This is a genomic window from Promicromonospora sp. NPDC023805 (assembly GCF_040639635.1).
Taxonomy (GTDB): domain Bacteria; phylum Actinomycetota; class Actinomycetes; order Actinomycetales; family Cellulomonadaceae; genus Promicromonospora.
In genome coordinates this window covers 81334-106920 of the sequence record NZ_JBFAAH010000008.1, presented here as the reverse complement: position 1 = coordinate 106920, position 25587 = coordinate 81334, and the positions used below count along the sequence as shown (strand labels likewise).

The following is a 25587-nucleotide window of genomic DNA, read 5'->3' as shown; positions in this document are numbered from 1 at the left end:
TTGAGATCGATAATGGTTATCACTACTGTCACGGCGTGACCGCACGCGCACCCGCCTCTGTGGCGCCGACGGAAGACGTGCAGCGCGCCGCCGGCGCGGCGGGGCTCGACGACCCCGGCGTCGGCCTGCCGCTCGGGCTGGACACACCCGTCGGTGAGCACGGCACGGGCCTGTCCGGCGGGCAGCGCGCCCGCGTCGCGATCGCCAGGGCGCTCCTGCGCGAGCCGCGGGTCCTCGTGCTCGACGAGGCGACCGCCTCGCTCGACCACGAGGCGGACACCGCGATCATGGACCTGCTGAACCGCTCGCGCGACCGTGCGGTCCTGCTCATCGCGCACCGGCCTGCCACCATCGCCCGGGCCGATCGCCAGGTCGCGCTGCGCCAGTGGTCGTCCGCTCCGCGGGCCTGAACCCGCGGCCGAGGTCGGGTCAGGACTCAGGCGCTCACGAAGCGGGCACGTCGAACCTCGCCGTGGCCCTCAGCAGACCGCTGACGTCACCGCGCACCTCCCGGGGAGCCGCCCCACGCGTGAACACGACGGCTGGACCCGGCGCCGTCCGGCCCACGGCGGTCCCGCCGACGTGCGCGGCGCCGTCCTCGACAAGGAGCCAGGTTCCTTCGCGGAGGCCGAGCACGGTCACGTCGTTGACCTCGAGAAACTCGGCCAGGCGCTGCTCGCGGGTCTCGCCGGCATGGGTGCTGGCGGGGTCCGCGTCGACGAAGTGCGCGTTGAGCTGGAACGGCACCAGGCCCAGCGCGTCGAACGACGCCGGCTGCGTGATCGGCATGTCGTTCGTCGTGCGGATGGTCGGGCTCGCGATGGCCGTGCCGGCGCTCGCGCCCATGTAGGGCAGCCCGTCGCGGACGCGCGTCGCGAGCGTGCCGAGCAGGCCGAGGCGTTGCAACGTGTCCAGCAGGCGGAAGGTGTTCCCGCCGCCGACGAACACGGCCTCGGCCTGCTCGACGGCGGCCCGGGGGTCGGCGGCGTCGTGCAGCCCGCTCACCCGGACGCCGCGGGGCGCGAGGACCGCTGCGACCTTCGCGATGTAGGCGTCGTGGTCGGCCAGCGCGTAGGGGACGAACGTGACGGTCGCGCCGTCGAGGAAGCCGAGCGCGGCGTCCAAGGCATGTTCCAGGTAGCCGCCGGCGTGGTTGGTGGAGTTGGACAGGAGCAGCAGCCGCATCGTGCCTACTTTCTGACGAGGGGAGCCGGGACCGTCTCAGAGGTGAGAGTAGTTTTTACCGACGTCTTGCCGGCATCCTGTGCACCGGCCCCACAGCTCGATGCGCGGCTCGATGTCGCTGAAGCCCTGCTGCGTCGCGACGGCGCGGAACCAGGGCGCGAGCTCGGCCGCCGGAACGGTGGCCGCTGTGCGGCATCCCGTGCAGACGAGGTACGGTCCGGCCGCCTCCGGGGGCCGCAGGCGGTAGGCCTGCCCGGTCGCGGGCAGATGGACGACCTCGACCGACCCGGAGTCCGCCAGCATCGTGAGCGTCCGGTACACCGTCGACAGGCTCGCTCGCTGCTTCCGGTCCGCCAGGGCGAGATAGATCTCGTTCGCCGTGCGAAACCGATCGCTCGTCGCCAGCTCTCGCTGGACCAGTGAGCGTGGTGATGACCGGCGGGTGTGCGCCGGCTCGCTCATCGCACCGTGGCGCTCGGTGGGCCGAGGAGTGCGCGGCGCCCCGCTCTGAAAGTGATCCTCATCAGGCGTAGTGAACCAGATCTGAGAATCATTCTCAATAGCGGGATGGTGATCGACTGTGCCGAGCTGCTCGTGTCGAGACGCATCCGGTGCGGGTGAACTTGTAGGGCTCGCTCTTGATAATGGTTCTCACTACTGCTTCACTCCTCGCGTGCATGAGAATCGTTCTCATTTGTCCGCGTTCGGGCGTGCACCGAGATGGAGGAATCAGATGATGATCGAGCGAAAGAGCGGGCGTCGGATCGCCACGGTGCTGGTCACGATGGGTGCGACCGCTGCCATGGCAGGGGCCCTCGCGGCACCGGCGGCCGCTGCCGACCGCACCTCTGGTCATTTCGACGTCGCCGCTGAGGTCGAGTGCGATGCGTTCGGCGGGGTGACCGACGTCGCGGTGCACGTGCACGAGCACGTCGGTGGCACCGAGGTGGAGCTGCCCGCGGGTGACTGGCTGACCTTCACCGGCACCACCGGACCCGAGGTCGGCTTCACGGTCGAGCCGGGTGCGTCGTGCGGCAGCCTCGACGTCGAGTTCGAGCCGAACGTGCTCGCCGCGTCGAGCACGGGCGGACGGGTTACGGGCTCGGGCGGCGCGGGCAGCTTCACGGCCACCAGGACGGCCGCCTCCGGCGGTCTTGTGCTGGACGGTTCCGGGCACGAGGACCTCGCGTGGTCCTTCAGCCGCACCGGGACCTACCGGCTGACGTTCGACGTGAGCGTCAACGGCGGTGCGTCCGTGCTGTCCGAGACGCTTCCGCTCAAGCGCTCCTGACCTGGGCGGGGAGGGCGGCCGTACCGCCCTCCCCGCACTACCCGGGCCTTGTTGGACAGGTCCGCACCGAGATACCCGCACCGAGATACCCGCACCGAGAGGAACGCCCTTCGTGGTCAGAACGTCCGTACCGGGTCGCCGCGCCGCGGCTGCCGCGCTTGCCGTAGGGCTCGTCGCGGCAGGTATGCCTGTCGCAGCATCCGCCACGGCCTGGTCGGCGATGGCCGGCACCGAGAGCGAACCCTCCGCCCGCACGGTCCTCGACGAGGGCAACGCGTTCGTGAACGCCCTGCTCGTGGACGGCGAGCCGGTGATCGACGTCGGCTGGTCCGCCGAGGTCGGTCCCGCCACGATCTCCGACCGGTACGCCCCGGACGACGTGGTCGTCTCGGTGCCGCGGCCCATCGCCCTCACGACTCCGGACGACGCGGGGCTGGCGCCGCTCGGTCCGCCCGGCACGCCGCTGTGGGCCACGAGCCAGGACTTCCCGACGCTCGGTTACGCGGGGACCGACGTCGTGCCGCGCCTGAACAACTACGGCCTGCCGCGCGACCAGGTCGCCCGGAACGGCGTCGCATGGGAGATCACCGGGGTGCGCGGGGGCGGGCTGGTCGCGATCGGCGGCCCCGTCCCGATGCCCGACGTGCCCATGAGCCGCGTCTGGTACGCCGGGCACGGGCTGCGCTCCGACGTCACCTGGACGCCGAGCACGACGAGCATCTCGCCGCCGCAGGCTCAGGGCTGGCTGTTCTCGGAGCTGGGCCTGCACTGCCTGGACCTGCGGGTCTCGGTGACGGGTACCGACGGACAGGTCCGGACCTCGCCGACGGTGACGGTGCGCGTGGCCGTCGGGAACGTGCCCGACGCTGCGACCGCCGAGTGCGGCGCTCCCGTCGACCCCGACGTCCCGGTGCTCCCGCCCGACGGCCCTGACCCCGACCCCGACCCCGACCCCGGCACCCCGGACCCGGACGACCTGACCGACCCGCGGAACAACGTGCTGCTGCCCGCCGCGCACTCCGACCTGTCCCTGCGGCCCGGCTCCGACGAGCTGCGCCTGCTGGTGCGTGAGTCCCACGGCAACACGCTCAGCTGGTACGACCCGGCGACGCTCGTGGTCCATGTACCCGACGCGGCACGCGTCACCGTGCCGGAGCCGACGGCGTCCGCCGACTCGACGTTCCTCGCGCCGGCGGGTTCGGTGATCCACCGGCTGCCCAAGGTGCCGAAGGCCGGCCTGCCGTGGCTCGGCGTCTCCTCCGAGACGTTCAGCGCGCAGGACTACGAGAGCCTGCCGATGCTGCGGCTGGAGAGCGTGACCGACGCGGACGGCGGCCCGCCGCCCGGCGAGTTCTTCCTGGGCGCCGACGAGGACCACGTCCGCTCCGGAGCGGCCCCCTGGTTCTCCACCCGGCAGGGTCTGCCCCAGGCCCACCCGGCGCTCGCGCCCGCGCTCGCGCACCAGCACCTGAGCTGGGACTTCACCGCCCCGGGCACGTACTGCGTGCGGCTCACCTCCACCGCCGCGGCCGCCCAGGGCGGCGTGCGGGACGACGACGCCGTGCTCACCTTCGTGGTCGGCGGCACTACCTACGATCCGACGTCGGCGCCCACCTGCATGCAGCGCGATGTCGACCGGGCGCGCAGCCATGACGACACCCCGGAGGATGCGGTTCCGGGCGAGGTGACGCGCGTCCCCGCCCCGGAGGAGCAGGGGAGGGCGTCCTTCGCCGCGCTCGCACCGCGCCTGGCGGACGGCGACCTGCGTGCCGACCTGGTGACCGGGGACCTGCGCGGACACGGCGTCCGCCACGACCCGGCGGACGTGGTGCTCGCGACGGGCACCACCTCGCGCGGCCTGCACGTCGAACGCCTGCTCGAGAACTGGCGCGACGCCGAGCAGGAGTACGTGGACGGGTACCAGCTGGGGCCGGGTTCGGGCCTGCTCAACGCGGTGGACCTCGACCTGGCGCACCTCGACCGGGACGCGTGGCGCGGGGACCTGACCTGGACGCTCGACCGGGCGACGGGCCCCGGCGGGTTCCTCGTGGTCGACGACCAGCAGGCCCTCGTGGCTGGGCACAAGGGGGCGCTGCTCAGCACCGTTCCGGGTTACGAGGCGGCGGGCTCGACGGTCAGCCCCGGCGGGGTGCACCTGCTGCGCTGGGTCTTCACGGAGCCCGGCCGGTACTGCGTGACGACGACGCTCGCGGGTACCACGGCTGCCGGGACCGCGACGGCGGCGACCACCACGCTGACGATCGCGGCCGGCGTCGACCCGGCAGGGGTGGAGCCGTGCCCGCCCGGCGGCGACCCCGGCGATCCGGGCCCGGGCGACCCCGGCGATCCAGGTGACCCTGGTGATCCGGACGGCTGGCCCGTCACGGACCGTACGGTCCTGCGCAGCGGCCACGTCGACCTCCTGGCCCGCATCACCGACGCCGGCCTCACCACGGTGGTGCGCGACGACGCCGCTGTCCCGTCCGAGGAGCACGACCCGTCCGACGTCGCGTTCGCGGTGCCGGACGGCGCGGGCGTCGTCGTACCCGACGACGAGCGGTACGCCTTCCTGGGCGAACCCGGCGACCGGATCTGGGTGCTGCCCGAGACCCCGACCCCGGACCTCGTCTGGCCGGGCTGGAACCTCGACGTGGCGGACGGCGTCGCCGCGGACGCCGTCCGCTGGGCGCTGCTCTCCGTTGACGGGCCCGGCGAGTTCGTGCTCTTCGACTCCGGCGGTGACGGCTTCGGCGCGCCCCGCGTGCTGCTCGGCTCCGGCACGGACCGGCTCGACTACGCACAGCACGCGCATGGCTCCTGGGCGTTCGACGTCGCCGGGGTGTACTGCCTGGACGTCTCGCAGACGGCGCTCGACGGCGACGGCCCGACTGCCGCGACCGACACGATGACCGACACGTTGACCGACACGTTGACCGACAGAGCGACCCTGCTCTTCGCCGTCGGCGTGGACGCTCGCCGCGTGACGGAGGAGCACTGCGGCCTCACCGCCGAGGAGTTCGACGCGGGCCCGAACGGGCCCGGCCCGAGTCCCAGTCCCAGTCCGAGCCCCGGACCGGACGGTCCGGGCGGTGACGACGACCCGGCGCCCCCACCCGGCGCCTCGCCGACCGGGAACGAAGGGACACCCCCGACCGCCGCTGCGCCGGACGGCGGGCACCTCGCGGCGACCGGATTCAGCGCCGGCACGGTCGTGCTGCTCGCGATCGCGCTCGTCGGAGCGGGCCTCGTGCTGGTCGGATTCCGGCGCTGGTCACGAGCGCGGCACCGCCCGCTGGCCGGGTGAAATGCCACATTCGTGCTTGATAACGATTCTCAGTACTGGTTCACTGCGATCCGTGACTGAGAATCGTTCTCATAAATTCGGAGCCCTGGCGGCCGCCGTCGCGCTGCTCAGCGCGTTGATCGTCCCCGCGCTCGGCCCGACGGCGCTCGCCGCTGGGCCGGCGTCCGCCGCGGTGCCCGACCGCCAGTTCGTCCTCGACCGCGGCCACGTCGACGGCTTCGAGACCACGTACGACGCCGGCACGGGCAAGCTGGTCCTGTCCGTCCGGGACGACACCCGGATCTACGACGGCGGGCCCGTCTTCCGGACCCCCGGGTCGACGACGTTCGCCTACGAGGACGCGCAGAGCCAGGTCACGCTCCCCGCGGCCGAGGGCGGCTGGGCCTTCCTCGGCGAGTACGGCGGAGCCACCGTATGGCTCGGCTCGCAGACCGGCGACGACCAGGCGTACAGCCCCTGGGTCGGCTGGAGCACCGAGCGGCTCCTGGACTCGCTGGCCGGGACCGGGATCACTCCCGCCTCGGGCCAGCCGGTGTCGCTCGACGTCGCCGTCGACGGACCGGGTGACGTGTTCACCTTCCAGAACGACTCGTTCGGCCAGCCGGTCAACCGGTACGTGGACACGACGACGTCGGACGGCGGGACCATCCCCGTGGCGGCGAACGCGCACGTGCACAGCAACTGGGTGTTCACCGCAGAGGGTGACTACACGCTCACGGTGACGCCGTCGCTCGCGACGTCGGACGGCGCAACGGTGACCGGGGACGCCGCGACCTACCACGTGCGGGTCGGCGAGCGGCCGGAGCCGACTCCGTCTCCGACGCCCACCCCGACGCCGACGCCCACACCCACGCCCAGCGCGACCCCCACACCCACGCCGACTCCCAGCCCGACGCCGACCCCCACACCGACGCCGAAGCCCACGCCCAGCCCGACGCCGACCGGCCCGGGCACCGCCCCGGACCAGGACCGCCGGTTCGTGCTGGACCACGGGCACGTCGACGCGTTCGAGACCAGGTACGACGCCGCGTCCGGGCGCCTTGCCCTGTCGGTCAAGGACGACAGCCGCATCCACGCCGACCGCACCGTCTACCGCTCGCCGTCGAACGTGACGCTGGCCTACGAGGACCCACGCGGCCAGGTGGAGCTGCCCGAGGCGACGGGTGCCTGGGCGTTCCTCGGTGAGCACGGCGGCAGGACCGCCTGGCTCGGTTCCCAGACGGGCAGCGACCAGGAGTACCTGCCGTGGGCCGGCTGGAGCACCGAACGGCTGCTTCCGTCGCTCGCGGGAACGGGGATCACACCCGCCGCGGGCAGCCCGGTATCCCTGGTCGTGAAGGTCACCGGCCCTGGCGACGTCTTCACGTTCCAGAACAACTCGTTCGGACAGCCGGTCAACCGGTACATCGACACCAGGGCGTCCGACGGCGGGAAGATCCCCGTGGCCGCGAACGCGCACGTGCACACCAACTGGGTGTTCACGGCGGCGGGCGACTACCGCCTGAAGGTGACCCCGCGCCTGCGGACGTCCGACGGCCGCACGATCACCGGGCCCGCCGTCGACTACCACTTCCGTGCTGGAGCTGAGCAGACCGACGACCCCGACGGCGACGGCCCCGGCAAGGGCCCGGGCACCGATCCAGGCACCGGTCCGGACAATGATCCGGACAACAACCCGGACAACAACCCGGGCGACGACCCGAGCGACGGCGGCGATCCCGGCAACGGCCCCGGAGCCGGCGGGACCGGTCAGGGCGACCCCCAGTGCGTCGCCCAGCCGGTCACCAGCGAGGTGAGCACCCCCTCCGTTGGCGGTATCGAGTCCGGTCACTTCGACTTCGGCTCGATGGTGGAGGACGGCAAGCTCGTCGCCCAGGTCAAGGACGACCGCGAGCAGCCGTCGTCCTGGGTCGACCCGGCGTCGCTCACCTTCAAGCTGAGCAAGGCCGCCGAGGACAAGGTTCCGGCGGGCAGCGAGTTCGCGTTCCTCGGCACGGCCGGCTCGACCATCTGGTCGGTCGGTCAGGTCCAGGAGTCCGGCGTGCCGTGGATCGGCTGGAACACCCAGCACCCCAGCCTGATCGAGGCAGCGGACGGCCCGGTCACCTTCATGCTCGACGGCGTCGACGGGCCCGGCGAGCTCGGGGTGTACGCGACGGGCACGTTCGGGGGAGTGGGGGCCAAGAACTTCGGCACCCTGGAGGGTTTCCCGAGGTCCATGTCCGTGCCGCTCAACCAGCACGTGCACGCCAACTGGGCGTTCACGAAGCCCGGCGTCTACTCGGTGACCATGACGCAGTCGGTCCCGCTCAAGAGCGGTGGCACGGCCTCGGACGCGGCGACGCTGAAGTTCTCCGTCGGTGACACCGCGGGGACCACCACGAGGACGACCTACGTGGGGCGGACGTCGTCGGGCGAGGAGTGCGAGCTCAGCGCCGCGCAGCAGGCAGCCCTGGCGAGCACCGGTGCGAGCGTGTTCCAGCCGCTGGCGCTGGCGGGTCTCCTGATGCTGGTCGGTGGGACGCTCGTCGTCGTCGCGCAGCGGCGTCGCCGGGCATGACCACGACCTCACGAAGGCGGGCCGCCGCGGTCGGCATGATCGCGGCGGGCTCGCTGGTTCTCGCCGGCTGCGCCGGCAGTGCCGGCGCAGCCGACGACGGCCGGCTCCACGTGGTGACCACCACCGCGATCCTTGCCGACCTGGTGCGGAACGTCGCCGGCGACTCGGTGGACGTCACCTCGATAGTGCCGCCCACCGGCGACCCGCACTCCTACGACCCGACGCTGCGGGACGTGCGCGACGTCGTCTACGCCGACGTGGCCTTCAGCAACTACCTGCTGCTGGAGGACCACTCGGTGGTCACGACCCTGGACGCGAACCTGCCGGACGGCGCCCCGAACATCTCCCTGGCGGAGTCGGCAACGAAGTACGCCGCCGAGGTGATCCCGCTGGTCGAGAACGTCAACCTGGACACCATCTGGCTGGGCCTGCGGGTCAGCGGAACGGGCGAGGAGCTCGGGGCGACGCGGGCCTCCGAGGTGCGCCTGCGCGCGACGGACGTCGAGGGGCCGGGCCGCCTGGCCGGGTACCTGACGGAGACGTTCGGCCAGCCGCGGGTGTACTTCGACTCGGGCGACGGGTTCGACGCCGCCGACGGGTACGCCCGGGACACAGCGACCCTGCCCACCGACGCGCACACGCACATGAGCTGGGCGTTCACCGAACCGGGCATCTACCGGGTAGCGATGGGGTCCGACCTGGTGGTCGAGCCCGGCGGGGACCCGGTGCCGCTGGCGGAGACGACAGTGACCTTCGCCGTCGGGGTGGACCCGCACTCGGTACCCGGGATGACGGGCGCTCGGGTGCTCGACGGCGGCCATGCGGACGTCGCGGTGGACCTCGACGACGGGGCGATCGTGCTGCAGGCCGACACGCCGGTAGGCGAGGAACCCACGGACGGCCGGGACGAGCACGACCCGCAGCACGCCCACGTCGAGGTGCTCGACCCTGCCGACACGGTGGTCTCGGTGCCGAGCAAGGCGCTCGCCCCGGTGCCCGCCCAGCCCGGCTTCGGGTTCCTGGGTAGGCCGGGGGAGCAGATCTACCTGCTGCCGCAGGCGGTCCTCGGCAAGCACGTGCACGGCGAGATCGACCCGCACCTGTGGCAGGACGTGCGCAACGCGCAGGCGTACGTCGAGGTCATCCGCGACACCCTGGCCGCTGCCGCACCCGACCAGGCGGCCGAGTTCCGGGCGAACGCCGAGGCCTACCTGGCCGAGCTGCGCGAGACGGACGCCTACGTGGAGCGCACCATCGCGGAGATCCCCCGCTCGCGCAGGCACCTGGTGACCACGCACGACGCGTTCGCCTACCTCGGCAGGGCCTACGACGTCGACATCGCGGGCTTCGTCACGCCGAACCCAACCGCCGAGCCCAGCGTGGCCGACCGGATCAAGCTCACCCGGACGGTCCAGGCGCTGGACGTTCCGGCGGTGTTCCTGGAGCCGAACCTCGCGGCCCGGTCCACCGTGCTCACCGAGGTGGCGCACGAGAACGACCTGCAGGTCTGCGAGATCTACTCCGACGCGTTCGACGACCGCGTCACGACCTACGTCGAGCTGATGCGCGCCAACGCGGACAGCCTCCGGCGGTGCCTGACATGAAGGAGTACCCATGACATCCCGGACCACGCGGATGACCTCCCGAACCACGCGGCGCCGCAGGGCGGTCGCGTACACGGCGGTGCTGATTGCCGGACTGACCCTCGCCGTCGCGCCGGTCGCCCTGGCCGACGCCTCGTCCGCCGGCTCGGACGACGCCGGGCTCCAGCAGACGGTCGAGCCGGACGAGGAGGTAGTCACCGAGGACGCGGTGGTGACCGACGGGCACGTCGACGTCGGACCGCGGTTCCTGGATGGTGAGTGGACCATGCTCGCGCGCGACGACCGCGAGGTCCCGTCCGTCTGGCGCGACCCCGAACGCACAGTGCTGCACCTCGGCGACCCCGCGGTACTGCCCGCACCCGAGGGACCGGACTACGAGTTCCTCGGCGTCGAGCCGGGCACGCCGCTGTACGTCGTGCCGCAGACGCAGGCGCCCGACGTGGTCTGGCTGGGCTGGAACACGCAGGACCCCGAGGTCGTGGACGAGATCGAGCAGGGGGCGACGCTGCGGCTCGACGGCCTGGACGGCCCCGGCGAGCTGTTCGTGTTCCTGCAGGAGGGTGTGTCCGGACCGCCGAACGTGCTGTGGAACTCCGCCGAATCCCTCCCGCAGGAGCTGTGGATGGAGGTCAACACCCACGTCCACGCCAACTGGGTCTTCACCGAGCCGGGTATCTACCGGCTGGACGTGACCATGCTGGCCGACCTGGCCGACGGGACCCAGGCCGAGGACCAGAGCACCCTCGTGTTCGCCGTCGGGGAGGACACTGATCCGGCCGAGGCGCTGGACGTGGTGGCCGATGCGGCGTCCGACGAGCCGACGGCGGACGCCAGCGCGTCGCCCGACGACTCGCCGTCCGAGGCCACGGCCCCGGCGGCGACGGACGCGCCCGAGGCGAGTGCACCGTCGTCCGACAGTGGCTCCGCCGCGCTGATCTGGGGAGCGGCGGCAGCCGGTGTGGTGCTGCTCCTGGTGGTCGTCGCCCGGGTCGTCGGTGCCCGCAGGGCGCGTGCCGCGGTCGAGCGCGACGCCGGGGACGAGTCGTGACCGCGACGGTCGCGGGCGACACGAGCACCTCGGCTCGGCCCACGGCTCCAGCGGTGCTGGAGGTGCACGATCTCGCCGTCGTCCTCGGTGGCAGGCCCGTGCTGAAGGATGTCCGGCTCGCGGTCGCCGAGGGCGAGCTGCTCGGTCTGGTCGGTCCGAACGGGGCGGGCAAGACGACCCTGCTGCGGGCCGTGCTGGGGCTCGTGCCGTCGTCCGGCCGGATCAGCATCGCGGGCCAGGACGTGCATCGTGGGCGCAAGCGCACCCGGTCTGCCTCGGTGACGCGCTCGATCGGCTACGTGCCCCAGCGGCACGAGTTCGCCTGGGACTTCCCGGTCACCGTCGAGGAGGCCGTGCTGACCGGGCGGGTCACCCGTATCGGGTGGCTGCGCGGAGCCCGGACGGAGGACTACCGGGAGGTGCGGAGGGCCTTGGACCGCGTCGAGATGACGCACCTGCGCAAGCGGCCCGTCGGCGAGCTGTCGGGGGGTCAGCGCCAACGGGTCCTGGTTGCCCGCGCACTCGCCCTCGATCCTCGGATCCTGCTGCTCGACGAGCCGTTCACGGGCCTGGACGTACCCACCCAGGAGCACCTGACCGAGCTGTTCCGCGAGCTGGCGGACGAGGAGCGAGCGGTGATCATGACGAACCACGACCTGGTCGGCGCTGTCCATGCCTGCGACCGGCTCTGCCTGCTGAACCGGACCGTCGTCGCGTCCGGCACCCCGGCGGAGCTGGCGGGTCCGGAGCCGTGGATGAGGGCGTTCGGGGTCTCGGCGGGCTCACCGCTGCTCACGGCGATCGCGCAGGTGGCCCAGGGCCGGACCACCGACTCGTCGGCAGGGGGTGAGCGCTCATGATCTCGCCCGTCGACTTCGTCAACGACCTGCTCAACCCCGACCTCGCGTTCCTGCCCAAGGCGCTGCTCATGGCGGTGCTCTCCAGCGTGGTGTGCGGCGTCGTCGGCACCCACGTGGTGCTGCGCGGCATGGCCTTCATCGGCGACGCCGTGGCGCACGCGGTGTTCCCCGGCCTCGCGATCGCCTTCGTGCTGCAGGGTTCGCTCGTGCTCGGCGGTGCCATCGCGGGCATCACGACGGCGCTCCTGGTCGCGCTGTTCTCCCAGAACCGCCGGCTGCGCGAGGACTCCGTGATCGGCGTCTTCTTCGTCGCCGCGTTCGCGCTCGGGATAGTGATCATCTCGGCCGCCCCTGGCTACGCGGGGTCCTTGCAGGACTTCCTGTTCGGGTCGATCGTCGGCATCCCCGACGAGAACGTGCTGATCGCCGTCATCGTCGGGCTCGTCCTGATGGCCGTGCTGTTCGCGTTCCACAAGGAGCTCGTCGCGGTCAGCCTCGACCGGGAGACCTCGCGTGCGCTCGGACTGCCGGTGATGCGGCTCGACCTGCTGCTCTACGTGGTGGTCGCGGCCGCCATCGTGATCTCGGTGCAGACCATCGGCAACGTGCTGGTCCTGGCGCTGCTGGTCACGCCCGCCGCCGCGGCCCGGTTCCTGACCGACCGGCTCGGCCCGATGATGCTGCTCGGCCCGACCATCGGCGGCGGCTCGGCCCTGGTCGGCCTGTACCTGTCGTGGAGCCTGGACCTGCCCGTCGGCGGCACGATCGTGCTCGTCGCCACCGCGGTGTTCCTGCTCGCGTGGCTGCTCGCGCCCCGGCACGGGGTGCTGACCCGCGCCCTGGTGCGGCGCGACGACGAGCCGGAGCGCGCGGCGTCTCCCGTGACGGCACCTCAGCCTCGTTGAGTGCTGGGTTTTTGCGCCTTCCGGCCACCCTGGAGCGCAGAAACCCAGCACTCAACGGGTGAGCCTGACCGGCGTCGCGCTCCGGCCGTTCTACTCTGCCCTGCATGCCCCACGCCGCTCTCCCTGGCCTGTCGTTCACCGCGATCGACTTCGAGACCGCCAACCCGAAGCGGGCCTCGGTCTGTGCCGTCGGGGTCGTCAAGGTGCGGGACGGCGTCGTCGTCGACACGCTGGAGACCCTGGTCCAGCCGCCGCCCGGCCACGAGTCGTTCGGCAACTTCAACGTGGCGGTCCACGGGATCACCGCATGGGACGTGATGGGCGCGCCCACCTGGGACGTCGTCTACCCGAAGGTCGCGGAGTTCGCCGGCGGGGACGCACTCGTCGCGCACAACGCGTCCTTCGACCGCTCGGTGCTGACACAGGCGAGCGCTGTGCACGGGATCGCCGTGCCGCGCTCGCAGTGGCTGTGCACACGCGACACGGCGCGGTCGGTGCTGGACCTCCCGTCCTACAAGCTGCCCGACGTCTCGCGGGCGCTGAACATCGCCGCGCACTCGCACCACGACGCCGGAGCGGACGCGCGGCAGTGTGCACTGGTGCTCATCGAGCTGTGCCGACGGCTCGGCCCGAGCTGGGCGGGTCAGCTCGGGCAGCACCTTCGGACGTGGTGAGCCGGCGCGTCGGGTAGCCGGGCGCCGCCCAGGGCAACCTTTCGCCCAGACTCTCCGTAGTGGATGGCATGAGGCAGGAGAGCGGGGCGACCGTGAGCGAGTTGGGGACGAGCATGCCGCCGGACGACGACGGGGCGCACGACGTGCGGGTCGAGGTGTCGCGCGACCGGGACGCGGAGTTCACCGCCTTCGTCCGGGACTCCGGCGCGTACCTCCAGCGCACCGCGTACCTGCTGTGCGGGGACCGACACCGCGCCGAGGAACTGGTCCAGTCGACGTTCGAGCGGGTCTACCGCACCTGGGCCAAGGTGCGCCCGGGGACGGAGCGGGCCTACGCCCGCCAGATCCTGGTCAACCTGCGGATCGACGGCTGGCGGCACGGCCGGCGGGAGTTCTTCCCGGGCGACGACAAGCTTCCCGTCGGCGCGACGCCGGACCATGCGGGTCGCCTGGTGCTGCGGGACGAGCTGGTCCGAGGGCTGGCCCAGCTACCGGTCAACCAGCGCAAGGTCGTCGTCCTGCGGCATCTGCTGGACCTGCCCGAGGCGGACGTCGCCCGCGAGCTCGGCATCGCCGTCGGCACGGTGAAGGCGGCGAACTCCCGTGGACTGGCCCGGCTGCGCGACACGCTCAGGGCGAGCGCGGAGGCCGTCGAGCCGCCCGAGCTCGACGAGAGCGTCGTGCTCGACCGGAGCCGCGCCGCACTGCGGCGGCGCCGGACCGGGCAGGCGGTGGGCGCTGCATGCGTGACCCTCCTGCTGGCACTCGGGGTGCTGACCCGCGGCCCGGTAGAGCTGCCCTGGGTCGGGCCCGTGGTGCTGCCCGGCGGCCAGCTCATCACGTCGCTGTTCGACGTGGGACCCACCGACGCGCTGGGACCCGACCGCGGGCCGGGAAACACGCCACTGGAGTGCCCAGGGCAGCTGCCCGGCCCGCCGCCGACCCGTGCCGCCGAGCCCGGTGACGACGTCGGCCCGCTCGATGACCCCGTCATCGTCGACGCCGCCGATACCCGCCCTCTGACCTGCCACGACGTCAACATCGAGGCGGTAACGGGCGGATCCATCGACGGTTTGGGCCTGGCGGTCACCGATCGCGATGAACCGCTGCCCGAGCCCCACGGGATCTCGGAGACGGGCAAGATCTGGCACTTCAGCACCGCGGAGCTCCTCGACGACGACGACGAGACCGATGCCGCCCACATCCAGACGAGGACCTGGGCAGGCGACGGGTCGAGCTCCGCGAGCAGCCTGACGCACTACCAGGGCAGGAGGACGTTCCCGACCGACCTGGCGGTGACCGGGGATCGTGTGGTCTGGAGCGAGCGCGCGGCGGAGGAAACGTCGCCCCGCAGGAGCTTCCTCCGCACGCTGAACGCCTCCGGCGACGGCGTCACCACCCTGATCGATCCTCTGGTCAGCACCGAGGAGCGGCTGTGGCTCCTCGCCACCACCCAGGACCGCGCCCTATGGACCGCCGGGGTCACCGACGACGAAACCCGCTTGTTCGCCATCTCGCACGACGGCGGAAACACGCCGACGCAGCTCGCGGTGGGAGTCACGGCGCTCGCGGCGGACGGCGACGAGGGAGTCGCCGCCGTCCTGGTCCCTGGTAGCGGCCCGATCCGCGTGACGGTGATCCGGCTGTTCGACGATCTGGTGGGCGGGGGCGACTTTGGCACCGATCTCTTCGAGATCGAGCACGACTCGTCGGCCGAGGTCACCCAGATCGCCATCTCGGACGACGTCATCGCGTGGACGGTCGTGCCCGTCGGCGGTGGATCCGGTGCCCTGTACGTCCACGACCGGCTTGGTGACGGCGACAGCGTCGTGCAGCTCCCCGACGGCATCGTCACGGACCTCCGCGCGTCGGGCAGCCTGGTCTCGTGGACCAGCAGCACCGACACCGCGGACGAGAGCCCGGCGGACGTGTCGTACCTGTACCGCGCGACGGCGTCAGCCTCCGGCTACGACGGCCCCGACCTCGCGCGCTTCCCGGGCGGATCGGTGACGGCGAGCTTGGCCGGCGACCGCACCGCCTGGCTCGAGAGTGCCGTGCCGCGCCAGTGGCTCGTGGAGGGCGCGATCGTCCCGGTCCTGGAGCGTGGTTGAGCCGGCTTCGCCCATGGAACCGGAGCCCGAGCCCCAGCCCGGCTCCGGTTCCAACCCGAGTCCGGGCCCAGCCCCGGATCGGGTCCCGACCCGAGTCGGAACCCAGGCCTCTACCCTGAGCGGAGCCTACGACGGAAGCCCGGTTTTGGGCCCGCTTGAAGCAGGTGAAGTCCGGATCGGGCTCAGGAGACGCGCAGCGTGGGGCCTTCGACGTCCACCGGCCCGTGCGCGGCCGGATGCTCGATCTGCAGGTTCACGGTGCTGCGCGACGTCGGGATCACAGCGAGCTGGGCCTCGTCGCCGCTGGTGTTGATGGCGCGCACGTGCAGATGCCCGTCCTTGAGCTTGAGCGCGAACTGGTGGGCCCCGGAGACGAAGCGCACCTCGCTGTCGTCGCTGATCACGGTGGGGCTCGAGGGCAAGGTCTTCGGCATGTGTACAGCATGCCTCGCGTGGCAAGGAACGCTCGCTGACGCCCACCGTGTGACACGTGCGGGAGCTCTTGCGGTCAGGGGTTTGGCCTACGTGCTCGCGGGCGGGAGCGTGTCGAGGGTCTCCGTCCACGGGAAGTCGTCCGCTGCGTCGTCGCCCGACTCGTGCGGCTCGCTCGGGCCGATCACGACGTGCACACCCCACTCCTTGAGGGTGGCCAGGCTTCCCTGGTAGGTCGGGTGGTTGGCGAACCGGACGCTGAGGTAGGGCGCGACGGTGATGGGGACGCCGCGGCCGACCTGTTCGGCCAGACGCGTCAGGACATAGGTGTCGGCGATGCCCAGGGCCCACTTCGTGACCGTGTTGTAGGTGGCCGGGGCCACGATCACGGCGTCGGGGTCCGGGAGCGAGTACCCGACGGCGGTGTGGAAGTCGGTCCGCACCGGACGGCCCAGGACCGCAGCGATCTGTGCCACCGCCTCGGGGAAGCTGCGCGCCGCCTGATCGGTGGCGAGGACGTGCACGTCCCAGCCCCGTTCGAGAGCCAGTGGCAGAAGCCGTGTCGGCACGTGCCGGATCGCGCCGGCACCGGCCACGACGACGTACAGCACAGGTGAGCTCACGATCCCGAGGTTACTGGTGGCGGTGGATATCGATGTGGACGGCAACCCGTGCGCCCGCCACACTGCACAGTGAACGCTCCCGTCCCGGTCAAGATCCAGGGACCACTCCAGTGCCCTCGAGGAGAGGTTCACGGCCGCGCGTCTCGCACGCGTCGAGGCGGCCAAGGATGAGCCTTGACCTGACGATCCTCGCTACGGCAATCGACGCGTCCGACGACGAGATTCGTGTACAGGCCTTGCGGTGCTCCGCGTGGCTGGGCCATCCGGACGGCGACCTCGACGCGCGCATCGTCGCGTTCTACGAGGAACTCCGGGAGGTGTACCCGGATAGCGGCCCGGCACCGCGCCGGGAGGAAAGCCCATGGGCGGACTCACCGCTGGGTACCGGAATCGACCACGTGACCGTCAGTCTGCGACACGGCGAGACGAGCAATGCCATCGCCACGATCCTTGACTTGGCAGCCCGCCACGATCTTGTGGCTTTCGATCCGCAGGACGAAACGGTGATCGGTCCGCCTGCCAGGCATCACGACTCGCCACGGACTTAGTCGAACGTGGGCGTCAGGTGGTCCCGCGGATCACCAGCTCGGCAGGCAGTAGCGACCGTTCCACCGGTGTGCCGAGCAGCAGTCCGTCGACCTGGTCGATGGCGAGCTGGCCCATCCGGCGTTTGTCGATGTGCAGGGTGGTGAGCGGCGGGTCGAGCAGTTCCCCAAAACTGAGGCCGTCGAAGCCGAGCAGAGCGCAGTCCTGCGGCATCGTGAGACCCAGACGCCGGGCTGCACGGTGGGCGCCGATGGCGACGATGTCGTTGTATGCGAACACCGCGGTGAGCTCAGGGTGCGTCGAGCGCAGCTCCGCGAAGGCTTCCTCTCCGCTGGCCACTGATTCCGTGCTCGTGGTGATCCACGTCTGATCGACCGGCAGGCCGAGTTCCTCCATCGCCGCCAGGAAACAGTCCCGCCGGCTCAGCCCGTACTCCCACGGGCAATCGATCATGCCGATCCTCTGGTGGCCACGATCGACGAGATGTTGGATGCCTTGCCGCACGCCGGTCTCGATGTCGACGTCGACCACGCCGTGACTCGTCTGCTGATGGCGGTCCATGAAGACGAGGGGCACGCCCTCGAGATAGGGAGCCAGCTCGGCGTCGGAGTAGCTCAAGAAGCCGATCAGGGCGTCGACCTGACGACCCAACGAGCGCACCAGTGCCAGCTCACCGTCACGATCGTTCTGGGTGCTACCGACGACGACCTGCCACCCCCTCTTCTCCGCCGCTTCGATCACACCGGCCATGACCTCGGGGTAGAACGGGTTGACCACGTCCTGGACGATCAGGCCCACCGTGGTGGTGTCCGGCCGGACCAGCCCGCGCGCGAACCGGCTGGGCCGATACCGCAGCTCACGAGCCGCGTCGAGCACGCGCCGTCTGGTCTCGGGATCGATCTCGCCCTTGTCGTTGATGGCCCGCGACACGGTCTGATGCGAGACGCCTGCCGCCTGGGCGACGTCCTTGAGAGTGACTCGCCGAGGAGGCCCTGACCCGGCCGGATCGGCTGCACCGTGCTGCTGCTTCGTCATGATGACTCGAATCGTAGTCGCCGGGTGACTGTGCATCACCCGGGCACCGTTGACGCCGTCCGGGTCTTCTGAGAGGCTTCGTTAGCGCTCACGTTAACGTTAACGTGATCGCTAACGGAGTCATAGTCCTTGATTCGGAGGTTTCAGCCATGGACCTGTTCGCCGGATGGTTCGCCGTCCACGTGTCGAGCGATGACGCCAGATCAGCGCTGCCGCACGCCCCTGTCCAGCCGGACCGCCGCGGTCGGCGGCTCGACACCGTTCGGAGCAGGTCGGCCACCGCACTGCGGTCTCTGGCCGAGCGCCTCGATCCGTACCAGGAGTGCCCTGTCCCGCATGCGACGACCTAGGGCCAGCGAGACCCGGTGATCACCGCCTCGACGGTCCCCAGAACGCACGGAAGCCCAGGTCAGAGACCACCTCTGACCTGGGCTTCCCCACAGCTCGCGCGTAATCTCTCGAACGCCCGACCTTCGGCTACGAGTTCGGGGTCACGACGAGTGTCCAGCGCAGGTAGGGGTCGGGCAGCGCGGGTGCGAGGAGCTTGGCGGCCGCACCGTCGCCGTCGTCCTCCCCGGGCATTCCCAGGGTGAGCATGTTGAACCGGTTGGTGACCACATAGCCGCCCGACTCGGTGCGGGTGAGGGCCCAGTGCTGCTGGAAGGCACGTTCCTCGGCGGCCGTGCCGACGTCCGCCCCCGACGCGCGCTCGGTCCCGACGAGAGTGAGCAGGTCCCGCGTCTCGAGGTTCACGACGCACCAGTAGTTGTCCTCCGCCTTGCGCAGGATCCAGTGCTGCGCCGGCGAGGCCTCGGTGGCGGCCTGGACGACGCCGTCGGGCGTGGCCGTGAGCGACAGCCCCGACCCGACGTTGTCGAACCGGACTCGGCGTCCGACCAGGGGATGGCGCCGACGGACCGGCTTGCGCCTGCGCCCGCCGATCTTGACGCCGTTGACGTTCGAGTAGCCGCCGGCACCGGCCAGCGCCTCGAACTTCACGTAGGCGACGTCGCGCGGCGTCCACTCCAGGGTCTTGGGTCGCGGGTTCGCGCCCCATGCGGCGACGGCGACCTCCTCGTAGTGGACGCCGTCCGTGGACACCGACACGCGCGCCTGGGTGATGTCGCCGTCGGTGCTGTTGGTGCGACGCCACTGCTTGGGGAGGTATTGAAAGGTGCTGATGTTGCTCCACGTGCCGCCCAGATCCAGGATCAGCGAGGCAGGCAGGGCGAGGCCTTCCGTGCCGGGCCAGGTGGACCAGCAGGTCTCGAAGTCCCGGTCCCCTCGCCCGTCGATCGCGTGGTACGGCGGTTCGGGAGCCCGGTAGGCCGTCGCGTGAGCGGCGACCGGGACGACGGGCCACTCCACCTTGGCGGGCTGTTCCGGTAGTGGCGGCCGGCTCGCGTCGGGCGCCCAGGCGCTGCCGACCTCGGCCAGCCGGTTCACGATGTTGTCGTCGAGCCGCCCGTCACGGTTCGGCGGGCAGTTGAGCAGGAACGAGGTGTACTTCGGTTCGAGGTCGGCGAGATGCCCGGTGATGTCCGCGACCGACATGACCGGCGACGTCGGCGTGCTGGGGTGCCAGAACCAGCCGTTGCTGATGGTCTGGCCCTGGAGGCCGGCGTCGGTGTTGCCGGCAGGCGCCCGGATCCCCAGCGGCTCCTCCCAGAAGATCATGTCGCCGAGCCACGGCTGGGTCACTGCGCAGATGTCGGTGAGCAGGCAGTCGGGCTGGAGCTCCTTGACCAGCTCGTGGATCCGCCGGTAGTCCACCTGCTGCATGCCCATCTGCCAGGTGTAGCCGTCGGTCATCAGGACGTCGATCGGGCCGTATCCGGTGAGCAGCTCCGTGATCTGGCCGAGGATCACGTCCATGTCGGCAGGCTCGACGGACTTGGTCTGGTCCGAGACGTGTCCGCCGAAGGACTGGATCGGCTCGGTGCGGTCCCAGATCGAGAAGTAGAACCCGACGCGCAGTCCCTCGGCACGGAACGCGTCCACGTACTGCTGCACGACGTCGTTCCGGTAGCCGCTGTGCATGACGTTCTGGGTGCCGTAGGCGGTCGGCCACAGGGAGAACCCGTCGTGATGCTTCGTGGTCAGCACCGCGTACTCCATGCCGGCGGCCTTCGCCGCACCGGCCCACTGGGCGCAGTCCACGCTCGGCGGCGCGAACACGGTGGGGGACTGGTTGGGCGCCGCCCACTCCTCGTCCGTGTAGGTGCCCAGGCTGTAGTGGATGAACATGCCGAAGCGCATGTCGACGAAGCGGGAGAGGAGATCCTGCATGTCGTCGCTCGGTTGGTGGGCGGCCATGGCCGATGGCGCGCCGGACGCGGGCGCCGGGCTCAGGTGCGGCAGCGCCGCCGCACCGGTAGCGGCGGCGCTGGCCGTGGCGATGAACTGGCGGCGAGACAGCGGGGCGGCGGACGACGACATTGTGACCCTCCCGAGGGATACGACCGTGGTGTGAGCCACATCGTGATGATCCGCCGGGGGCTATGTCAAGTAATACGTCCTACCTTTAATCAGATCTTCGGCCGTCGGGACCCAAAGCGCCCGTCAGTACAGGCCGTCCAGCAGCAGATTGATCCGATGTTCGCGAACTCGCGACGCCGCAGGCTACGCGGTCCGAGGGTGCGGGTAGTCCGCCTTGCGATCCTGGAAGCTCAGGATGCTCGGGTTCTGGATCACGCCGTCGTGGATCTCGATCGCACGGGAGATGGTGAGGTCCTCCGCCCATGCGGCAGGTCCTTCCATGACCGTGCGCAGGAACGGCAGGGTCGCCTCGCTGATCTCCCAGGTGGCGGAGTTCCAGAGGTACGAAGGGCTGTGGTCGACGGCGTAGTAGTCCACGTCTCGGCCTACCTTGAACATCGGCTCGTCGAACGTGGTGGGCCTCGCCCAGTCGAAGCCCATGCCTTCGTCGCACGAGACGTCGATGATCAGCCCTCCTGCGGTGAACCGCTCCAGGTCCTCGGTCCGCAGGTAGGTCAGCGGCGCGGCGACGTCCTGGAGTGTGCAGTTGACGACGATGTCGTGCGAGGCCAGGAACTCCGGGAGCAGGACGTTGCCGGTCTTCGTGAGGACCTCGCTGAGGTGGGTGGGGCCCTCGTCGGTGTTGAGCTGGGTGATGTGTGCGGTGTGGATCGGGGACCCGACCGCCGCGACACCACGCTGTGTGAGGACCTGGATGTCGTGGATCCCGTGCGCCTTGAGCGCGGTGACGGCACCGCGTGCCGTGGCGCCGAAACCGATGACGACCGCGCTGAGCCGCGGCCCGTAGTCGCCGGTCGAACCGACCAGGCTCAGTGCGTGCAGCACGGAGCAGTAGCCGGCGAGCTCGTTGTTCTTGTGGAACACGTGCAGGCTGAAGTCGCCCCCGCGGGTCCAGTGGTTCATCGCCTCGAAGGCGATCAGCGTGAGCCGGCTGTCGATCGCCGTCTGCGTCATTCCGGCGTCCTGCACGCAGTGCGGCCACCCCCACAGGACGCGGCCCTCGGGGATCGCTTCGACGTCGGCCGCCTGGGGCTTCGGCAGCAGCAGGACGTCAGCGGACCGGAGTACCTCGGAGCGTTCCGCGACCCGGCCCACGCGCGACTCGAGGTAACCGGGTTCCAGCCGGAAGTCGGCGCCGTAGCCACGCTCGACGACCATCCGGGCGCGCAGGTCCGGGTCGATCAGGTCGAGGTGATGGGGGTGTATCGGCAGTCGCCGCTCGTTCTCCATCGAGGAGTTCGCGAGCAGCCCGAGGGTGAGCAGATCGCCGCTCGGTGATGAGCTGCTCGACGACGTGGTCGGGACAGCAGGGGAAGGCTGAGTGGCGTCGGAAATCGTGATTCCCATCATTGGGGAACTGAGGCCAGTTCCTTCCTCGACTGTACGCCGATCTCTCGCGAGCCATGACCAATGGGGTTGCTGGGGTCACGTTATGGTCTTCTTGCAGGCGGAATGTGGGATTGCCCACGGAAAAGCTGTACAGCCCGCGGGGCAGTGTGCTGGGGTGGCCGGTTTACGGCCTCCCACCTGGACTGCCGGCACGGCCTCTTCCCAGGAACGACCAGTCTGAGAGACTGCGCTCATGGAGACGCCGGCATCGTGAGAGACCCTGACGAGGGCGTAACTTCAGCTGGCGTCATTCGCACCGGAGCGCGACGCGACCGTGTGCCGTCGGTCTTCGAGCCGATCCTGTCTGCCGCAGTAGCTGCCGTGGGCGATGCCGCCGCGACGCTCTACGTCTACGGGTCGGTCGCTAACGGGACCGCCCGCCCGGGAGCCTCGGACGTCGACCTGCTGTCCGTGAACTACCCGCACTCGGCCGAGCTGAGCGCCAACCTCACCCGCCGATTTCCGATGGCCTGCCGGTATGTCGAGGTCGCTGCGATGACGTCGGCCGACCTCCAGGGCGATACCGATGAGGCCCACGGAATCCGTGTCTTTCTGCGGCACTACTGCGTCCATCTGACGGGAACGGACGTGTCTGCCGGTCTGCCCGTTTTTCGCGCCGACGCTCGCGCGGCGCGGGGCTTCAACGGCGACCTCGGCCGGCACTGGCGCACGTGGCAGGAGCAGCTGGTGACTGCCGGAACGGACATCGGCGTTCTCGGTAGGCGAGTAGCGCGCAAAACCCTTCTCGCCGTCGCCGGGATGGTCAGCGTGCACGACAAGACCTGGACTACCGATCGCCTGCATGCTGCCGATCGTTGGAGCGAGATCGAGCCCGCACTGGGCGCCCATCTCGCGCAGCTGTGGTCCTGGGCGGACGGTGCGCAGCTACCCGCTCTTGGCACTCTGGCAAGCATGGTGGCCGACGGCGGCCCTGTCGCCACCGTCGTCCAGCAGTTCGACGCAGTCGCCGGGCTCTGGACCAGTTCTCACAGGTAGCCGCCGTCACAACCCCGGCCGGTCGCGGCACCGCGGGCTCACTGAGCAGGCGGTGCCGCGGGCTATTGCGCCGCCATGGGGAGCTGTCAGTCGTAGTCCCAGGGAAAATCAGCGTGCCACCAGCGGTGGTAGTGGTCGAGCTGCGCTGGGAACTTCGTCAGGATACGTCGGTCGAGCTCGTGAACGAGGTCTCTCAGCTCTCGTGCGGGGCCGCGTGGCAGGCGGTGCATCATTCGCTCAAGGAGGTCGCGATCGTCGAACGGGCTGCCACAACACCCCGGTTCTCCGCAGCCATAGCCCGGCTTGCCCCATGGCCGATGGTCGCGGGCTTTGCGGTCCCATCTCCGAAGAGCGGCGAAGACTTCACCGGGTGTGGTCTCGTCGAGCCGTATTGCTGCGTGCGTCGAGCCTGAGAGCCGACCGTCTTTGACAGACCGCAATGGGACGGGGCCCGGTCGGTACTTGGGGAGTCGACGTGCGGCGTGCTGCCGCACCTGAATGGGGCGCCTACGCGGCATATCCCTTCGTGTTGGTCATGCCGCAGATCCTAGCTGGGCCGAGCTACCCAACGGACAGCTCACCAGGTTCGCCGATGCGAACGAAGCCTGCTCACATTCTTCGTTCTGTGGACGTCAAGGAGAATCGGGCCCGCGACCGTCGAACGTTCCGAGTGGTCCGAGGTCGGCGCCATCGATCTGGCTTGCGGTCGATCGAGCAAGACCGACCAGCTCGGCCATAGGCACGACGGCGCGGCTGGTGGCCTCGAGGTCCTTGTGAGCTTCTCTGGTCCAGAGCGGCGGGAAGAAGTTCAGGCCGCGGTCACCACTCAGACCGCGGGTCTCGGCGTCCCACCCGTTCCACCGAAGCCCGTCCGTGAAGTCGGTCAGGCCGCCGTCGAGTACCCAAGCGAGCCAAGCGGAGTGCCCGCCCTCGAGCCGCTCCCATTGGATTGTGTCGGGAGCAAGGTAGATCATCTCGCCAGGCCTTCCCGGTCGGGCGACGGCCTCAGGATCGTGCCCGTTGAGTACATAGGTACCGCCGAGGACATCATGGGCGACAACGAGTCCGTGTGCGGGGAACCAAGAGTCCTCGGGTGCCGGCGGGAAGTCGTTCACCGCGGCCAGGCTGGGCATCCGGCCGGGCTCGTCCAACGACGGGCTTCCGTAGATGCGCAACCAACCGTTGTCGATCAGGAGTCCGCCGGTGTGGACGACGATGGCGCCGAGATAGGACCTGGTAGTGACCTGGAGCTGTTCGAGCGTGCGACGGCCGATCGCTTCGTCAGGGGCGATAACCTCGACGGTGACCGACGCCCCCCTGACCAGGCGTTGTAGCTCTGGCCAGGCTGGTTCCGGCGTCGCGGTCAGGTTCTCGAACAGTCGCACAGGCTGGATCGTAGCCCCGTTGAGGTGATCGAGGGCCGGCTCAGGCGGCGTGGGCGTCGAGCCGCACCGGCATGAGGAGTACGACGGCGTCAGGTCCGTGCACAGCGGCGAGCCGGATGGCGTCGCGCTCACTGACTGTCAGCCGCAGATCGGCGTCGCCGAACGAGCGGACGGCGTCAGTGAGGTATTTGCGGTCGAAGGCGACGGTGCGGGGCGCGTCGCCGATGCGGACCTCGGAGGGGTCGAGGTCGATCGTGACCAGGTCGTCGCGGGGCCCAGCGTTCAACCCACTCCCGGCCTCGGCCCGTATGACCTGTTCCAGCAGGTCAGATGCCGTCACGGCAACGCCGGCGGCGACCGGCGACTGCCCGCGCGTGCCCTCGGGATGGGATTCGTGCGCAACGAGGAGCGCCCGGTAGTCGGGGTAGATCGCGTCGATCGGCGTGCCGTCCAGGCCGCCGAGCGTGACGCGACCAGGGGCTAGTGACACGCTGACTCGTGGCGTCTCTGAGCGATCAAGGAAGGCGTCCACGACGGTGACCGGCGCGATGACGCGCACCGGCGGGCCCTCCACGCCTGTCACTGGCAAGGCACTGACGGCCAGTCGGTGGCGATCGGTGGCGACGAGTCGGAGGGTGGCGTCGTCGACGTCGAACAGCACGCCACGCAGTGCGCGCCATGAGGAGTGATCTCCGACAGCGCGCCGGACGGAGCGGAGCGCGGCACGCAGCTCGGCGGCGTCGACCGTGAGGCTGGTGGTTGCCGCGAGGAGCTCACGCACGTCGGCGAGACGAGCGGTCGCCGTGGCGAGCTCGGCCTCCAGGCGACGGTGGTGGGCATCGACGACCCGTCGGGCGGTGATGGGATCGGTAGTCGTGACGCGGCAGATGTCGGCTACCGGCATGCCGGTCTGGCGCATCTGGGCGACGAGGCTGGCCCGTCCTACCTGGTCCGGCGTGTACCAGCGGTAGCCGGTGACCGGGTCTACATGCGCGGGCCGGAGCACGCCTGCGGCGTCGTAGTAACGCAGGGCGCTGACAGGCAGACCCGAGGCGCGTGAGAACGCGCCGACGGTCAGCATCGTTGCGTGGTGCACGGCTACAGCATGGACCCTCGACCAGGTCGAGGGTCCAGACGAGG

21 protein-coding genes and 1 pseudogene are annotated in these 25587 nt (G+C 70.5%); 12 read left to right on the top strand and 10 right to left on the bottom strand.

Annotation, left to right across the window (positions count from 1 at the left end):
• Window positions 1-35 precede the first annotated feature (35 nt).
• Window positions 36-410 carry an ATP-binding cassette domain-containing protein gene (locus AB0F70_RS10605; RefSeq protein WP_357447332.1) on the top strand — a complete coding sequence of 125 codons (375 nt, stop codon included), beginning with the start codon at window positions 36-38 and terminating at the stop codon, window positions 408-410.
• Window positions 411-444: 34 nt separating this feature from the next.
• Here the strand turns inward: AB0F70_RS10605 and pepE are convergent, their stop codons facing one another.
• Window positions 445-1185: a dipeptidase PepE gene (gene pepE / locus AB0F70_RS10600; protein ID WP_357447330.1), complete on the bottom strand. Its 741-nt coding sequence runs from the start codon at window positions 1183-1185 to the stop codon at window positions 445-447.
• Window positions 1186-1221: 36 nt separating this feature from the next.
• Window positions 1222-1647, bottom strand: coding sequence for a transcriptional repressor (locus tag AB0F70_RS10595; protein ID WP_357447328.1), 426 nt, complete (start codon window positions 1645-1647; stop codon window positions 1222-1224).
• Window positions 1648-1918: 271 nt separating this feature from the next.
• Here AB0F70_RS10595 and AB0F70_RS10590 point away from each other — a divergent pair, with 271 nt between their 5' ends.
• From AB0F70_RS10590 to AB0F70_RS10550, 9 genes are all read left to right on the top strand, one after another.
• Entirely contained in the window at window positions 1919-2476 is a 558-nt protein-coding gene (locus AB0F70_RS10590) for a hypothetical protein (protein ID WP_357447326.1), read from the top strand.
• A 112-nt stretch (window positions 2477-2588) separates the two neighbouring features.
• Complete coding sequence (locus AB0F70_RS10585) at window positions 2589-5780, top strand: choice-of-anchor M domain-containing protein (RefSeq protein ID WP_357447323.1); 3192 nt, start codon at window positions 2589-2591, stop codon at window positions 5778-5780.
• A gap of 52 nt (window positions 5781-5832) precedes the next feature.
• Complete coding sequence (locus tag AB0F70_RS10580; protein ID WP_357447320.1) at window positions 5833-8340, top strand: TIGR03773 family transporter-associated surface protein; 2508 nt, start codon at window positions 5833-5835, stop codon at window positions 8338-8340.
• Window positions 8337-9944, top strand: a complete 1608-nt coding sequence (locus tag AB0F70_RS10575; protein WP_357447317.1) for an anchored repeat ABC transporter, substrate-binding protein — start codon at window positions 8337-8339, stop codon at window positions 9942-9944. The genes AB0F70_RS10580 and AB0F70_RS10575 overlap by 4 nt, the downstream gene beginning before the upstream one ends.
• Before the next feature lie 10 nt (window positions 9945-9954).
• Window positions 9955-10992, top strand: a complete 1038-nt coding sequence (locus AB0F70_RS10570; protein WP_357447314.1) for a TIGR03773 family transporter-associated surface protein — start codon at window positions 9955-9957, stop codon at window positions 10990-10992.
• Complete coding sequence (locus AB0F70_RS10565; RefSeq protein ID WP_357447311.1) at window positions 10989-11852, top strand: anchored repeat-type ABC transporter ATP-binding subunit; 864 nt, start codon at window positions 10989-10991, stop codon at window positions 11850-11852. The genes AB0F70_RS10570 and AB0F70_RS10565 overlap by 4 nt, the downstream gene beginning before the upstream one ends.
• A complete protein-coding gene (locus AB0F70_RS10560) occupies window positions 11849-12757 on the top strand; it encodes an anchored repeat-type ABC transporter permease subunit (protein ID WP_357447308.1) in 909 nt (302 codons plus the stop codon). The genes AB0F70_RS10565 and AB0F70_RS10560 overlap by 4 nt, the downstream gene beginning before the upstream one ends.
• Before the next feature lie 104 nt (window positions 12758-12861).
• Window positions 12862-13431 carry an exonuclease domain-containing protein gene (locus AB0F70_RS10555; protein WP_357447305.1) on the top strand — a complete coding sequence of 190 codons (570 nt, stop codon included), beginning with the start codon at window positions 12862-12864 and terminating at the stop codon, window positions 13429-13431.
• A gap of 92 nt (window positions 13432-13523) precedes the next feature.
• Window positions 13524-15542 (top strand): SigE family RNA polymerase sigma factor, encoded by a 2019-nt coding sequence (locus tag AB0F70_RS10550; RefSeq protein ID WP_357447302.1) that lies wholly within the window; start codon window positions 13524-13526, stop codon window positions 15540-15542.
• A 182-nt stretch (window positions 15543-15724) separates the two neighbouring features.
• Here AB0F70_RS10550 and AB0F70_RS10545 read toward each other — a convergent pair whose 3' ends face one another.
• Both AB0F70_RS10545 and AB0F70_RS10540 read right to left on the bottom strand, forming a co-directional pair.
• Window positions 15725-15976 carry a hypothetical protein gene (locus AB0F70_RS10545; protein WP_357447299.1) on the bottom strand — a complete coding sequence of 84 codons (252 nt, stop codon included), beginning with the start codon at window positions 15974-15976 and terminating at the stop codon, window positions 15725-15727.
• An 87-nt stretch (window positions 15977-16063) separates the two neighbouring features.
• Entirely contained in the window at window positions 16064-16597 is a 534-nt protein-coding gene (locus tag AB0F70_RS10540; protein ID WP_357447296.1) for a flavoprotein, read from the bottom strand.
• A 167-nt stretch (window positions 16598-16764) separates the two neighbouring features.
• Between AB0F70_RS10540 and AB0F70_RS10535 the strand changes: the two genes are divergently transcribed.
• Window positions 16765-17145 carry a hypothetical protein gene (locus AB0F70_RS10535; RefSeq protein WP_357447293.1) on the top strand — a complete coding sequence of 127 codons (381 nt, stop codon included), beginning with the start codon at window positions 16765-16767 and terminating at the stop codon, window positions 17143-17145.
• 13 nt (window positions 17146-17158) lie between these two features.
• Here AB0F70_RS10535 and AB0F70_RS10530 read toward each other — a convergent pair whose 3' ends face one another.
• The 4 genes and pseudogenes from AB0F70_RS10530 to AB0F70_RS10515 all read right to left on the bottom strand — a co-directional run bounded on the left by AB0F70_RS10530 (window position 17159) and on the right by AB0F70_RS10515 (window position 21907).
• Window positions 17159-17941: a substrate-binding domain-containing protein gene (locus AB0F70_RS10530; protein WP_357447599.1), complete on the bottom strand. Its 783-nt coding sequence runs from the start codon at window positions 17939-17941 to the stop codon at window positions 17159-17161.
• A 51-nt stretch (window positions 17942-17992) separates the two neighbouring features.
• Window positions 17993-18178 (bottom strand): annotated as a pseudogene (locus AB0F70_RS10525) (LacI family DNA-binding transcriptional regulator); the annotation flags it as partial.
• Window positions 18179-18655: 477 nt separating this feature from the next.
• Window positions 18656-20617: an alpha-L-fucosidase gene (locus AB0F70_RS10520; RefSeq protein ID WP_357447290.1), complete on the bottom strand. Its 1962-nt coding sequence runs from the start codon at window positions 20615-20617 to the stop codon at window positions 18656-18658.
• A 183-nt stretch (window positions 20618-20800) separates the two neighbouring features.
• Entirely contained in the window at window positions 20801-21907 is a 1107-nt protein-coding gene (locus tag AB0F70_RS10515) for a N(5)-(carboxyethyl)ornithine synthase (protein ID WP_357447596.1), read from the bottom strand.
• Between the two features lie 480 nt (window positions 21908-22387).
• Between AB0F70_RS10515 and AB0F70_RS10510 the strand changes: the two genes are divergently transcribed.
• A complete protein-coding gene (locus tag AB0F70_RS10510; protein ID WP_357447287.1) occupies window positions 22388-23062 on the top strand; it encodes a nucleotidyltransferase domain-containing protein in 675 nt (224 codons plus the stop codon).
• Between the two features lie 632 nt (window positions 23063-23694).
• Here AB0F70_RS10510 and AB0F70_RS10505 read toward each other — a convergent pair.
• Window positions 23695-24447, bottom strand: a complete 753-nt coding sequence (locus tag AB0F70_RS10505; protein ID WP_357447284.1) for a DUF2625 family protein — start codon at window positions 24445-24447, stop codon at window positions 23695-23697.
• Between the two features lie 40 nt (window positions 24448-24487).
• Window positions 24488-25543 carry a MerR family transcriptional regulator gene (locus AB0F70_RS10500; protein WP_357447281.1) on the bottom strand — a complete coding sequence of 352 codons (1056 nt, stop codon included), beginning with the start codon at window positions 25541-25543 and terminating at the stop codon, window positions 24488-24490.
• Window positions 25544-25587: the final 44 nt, after the last annotated feature.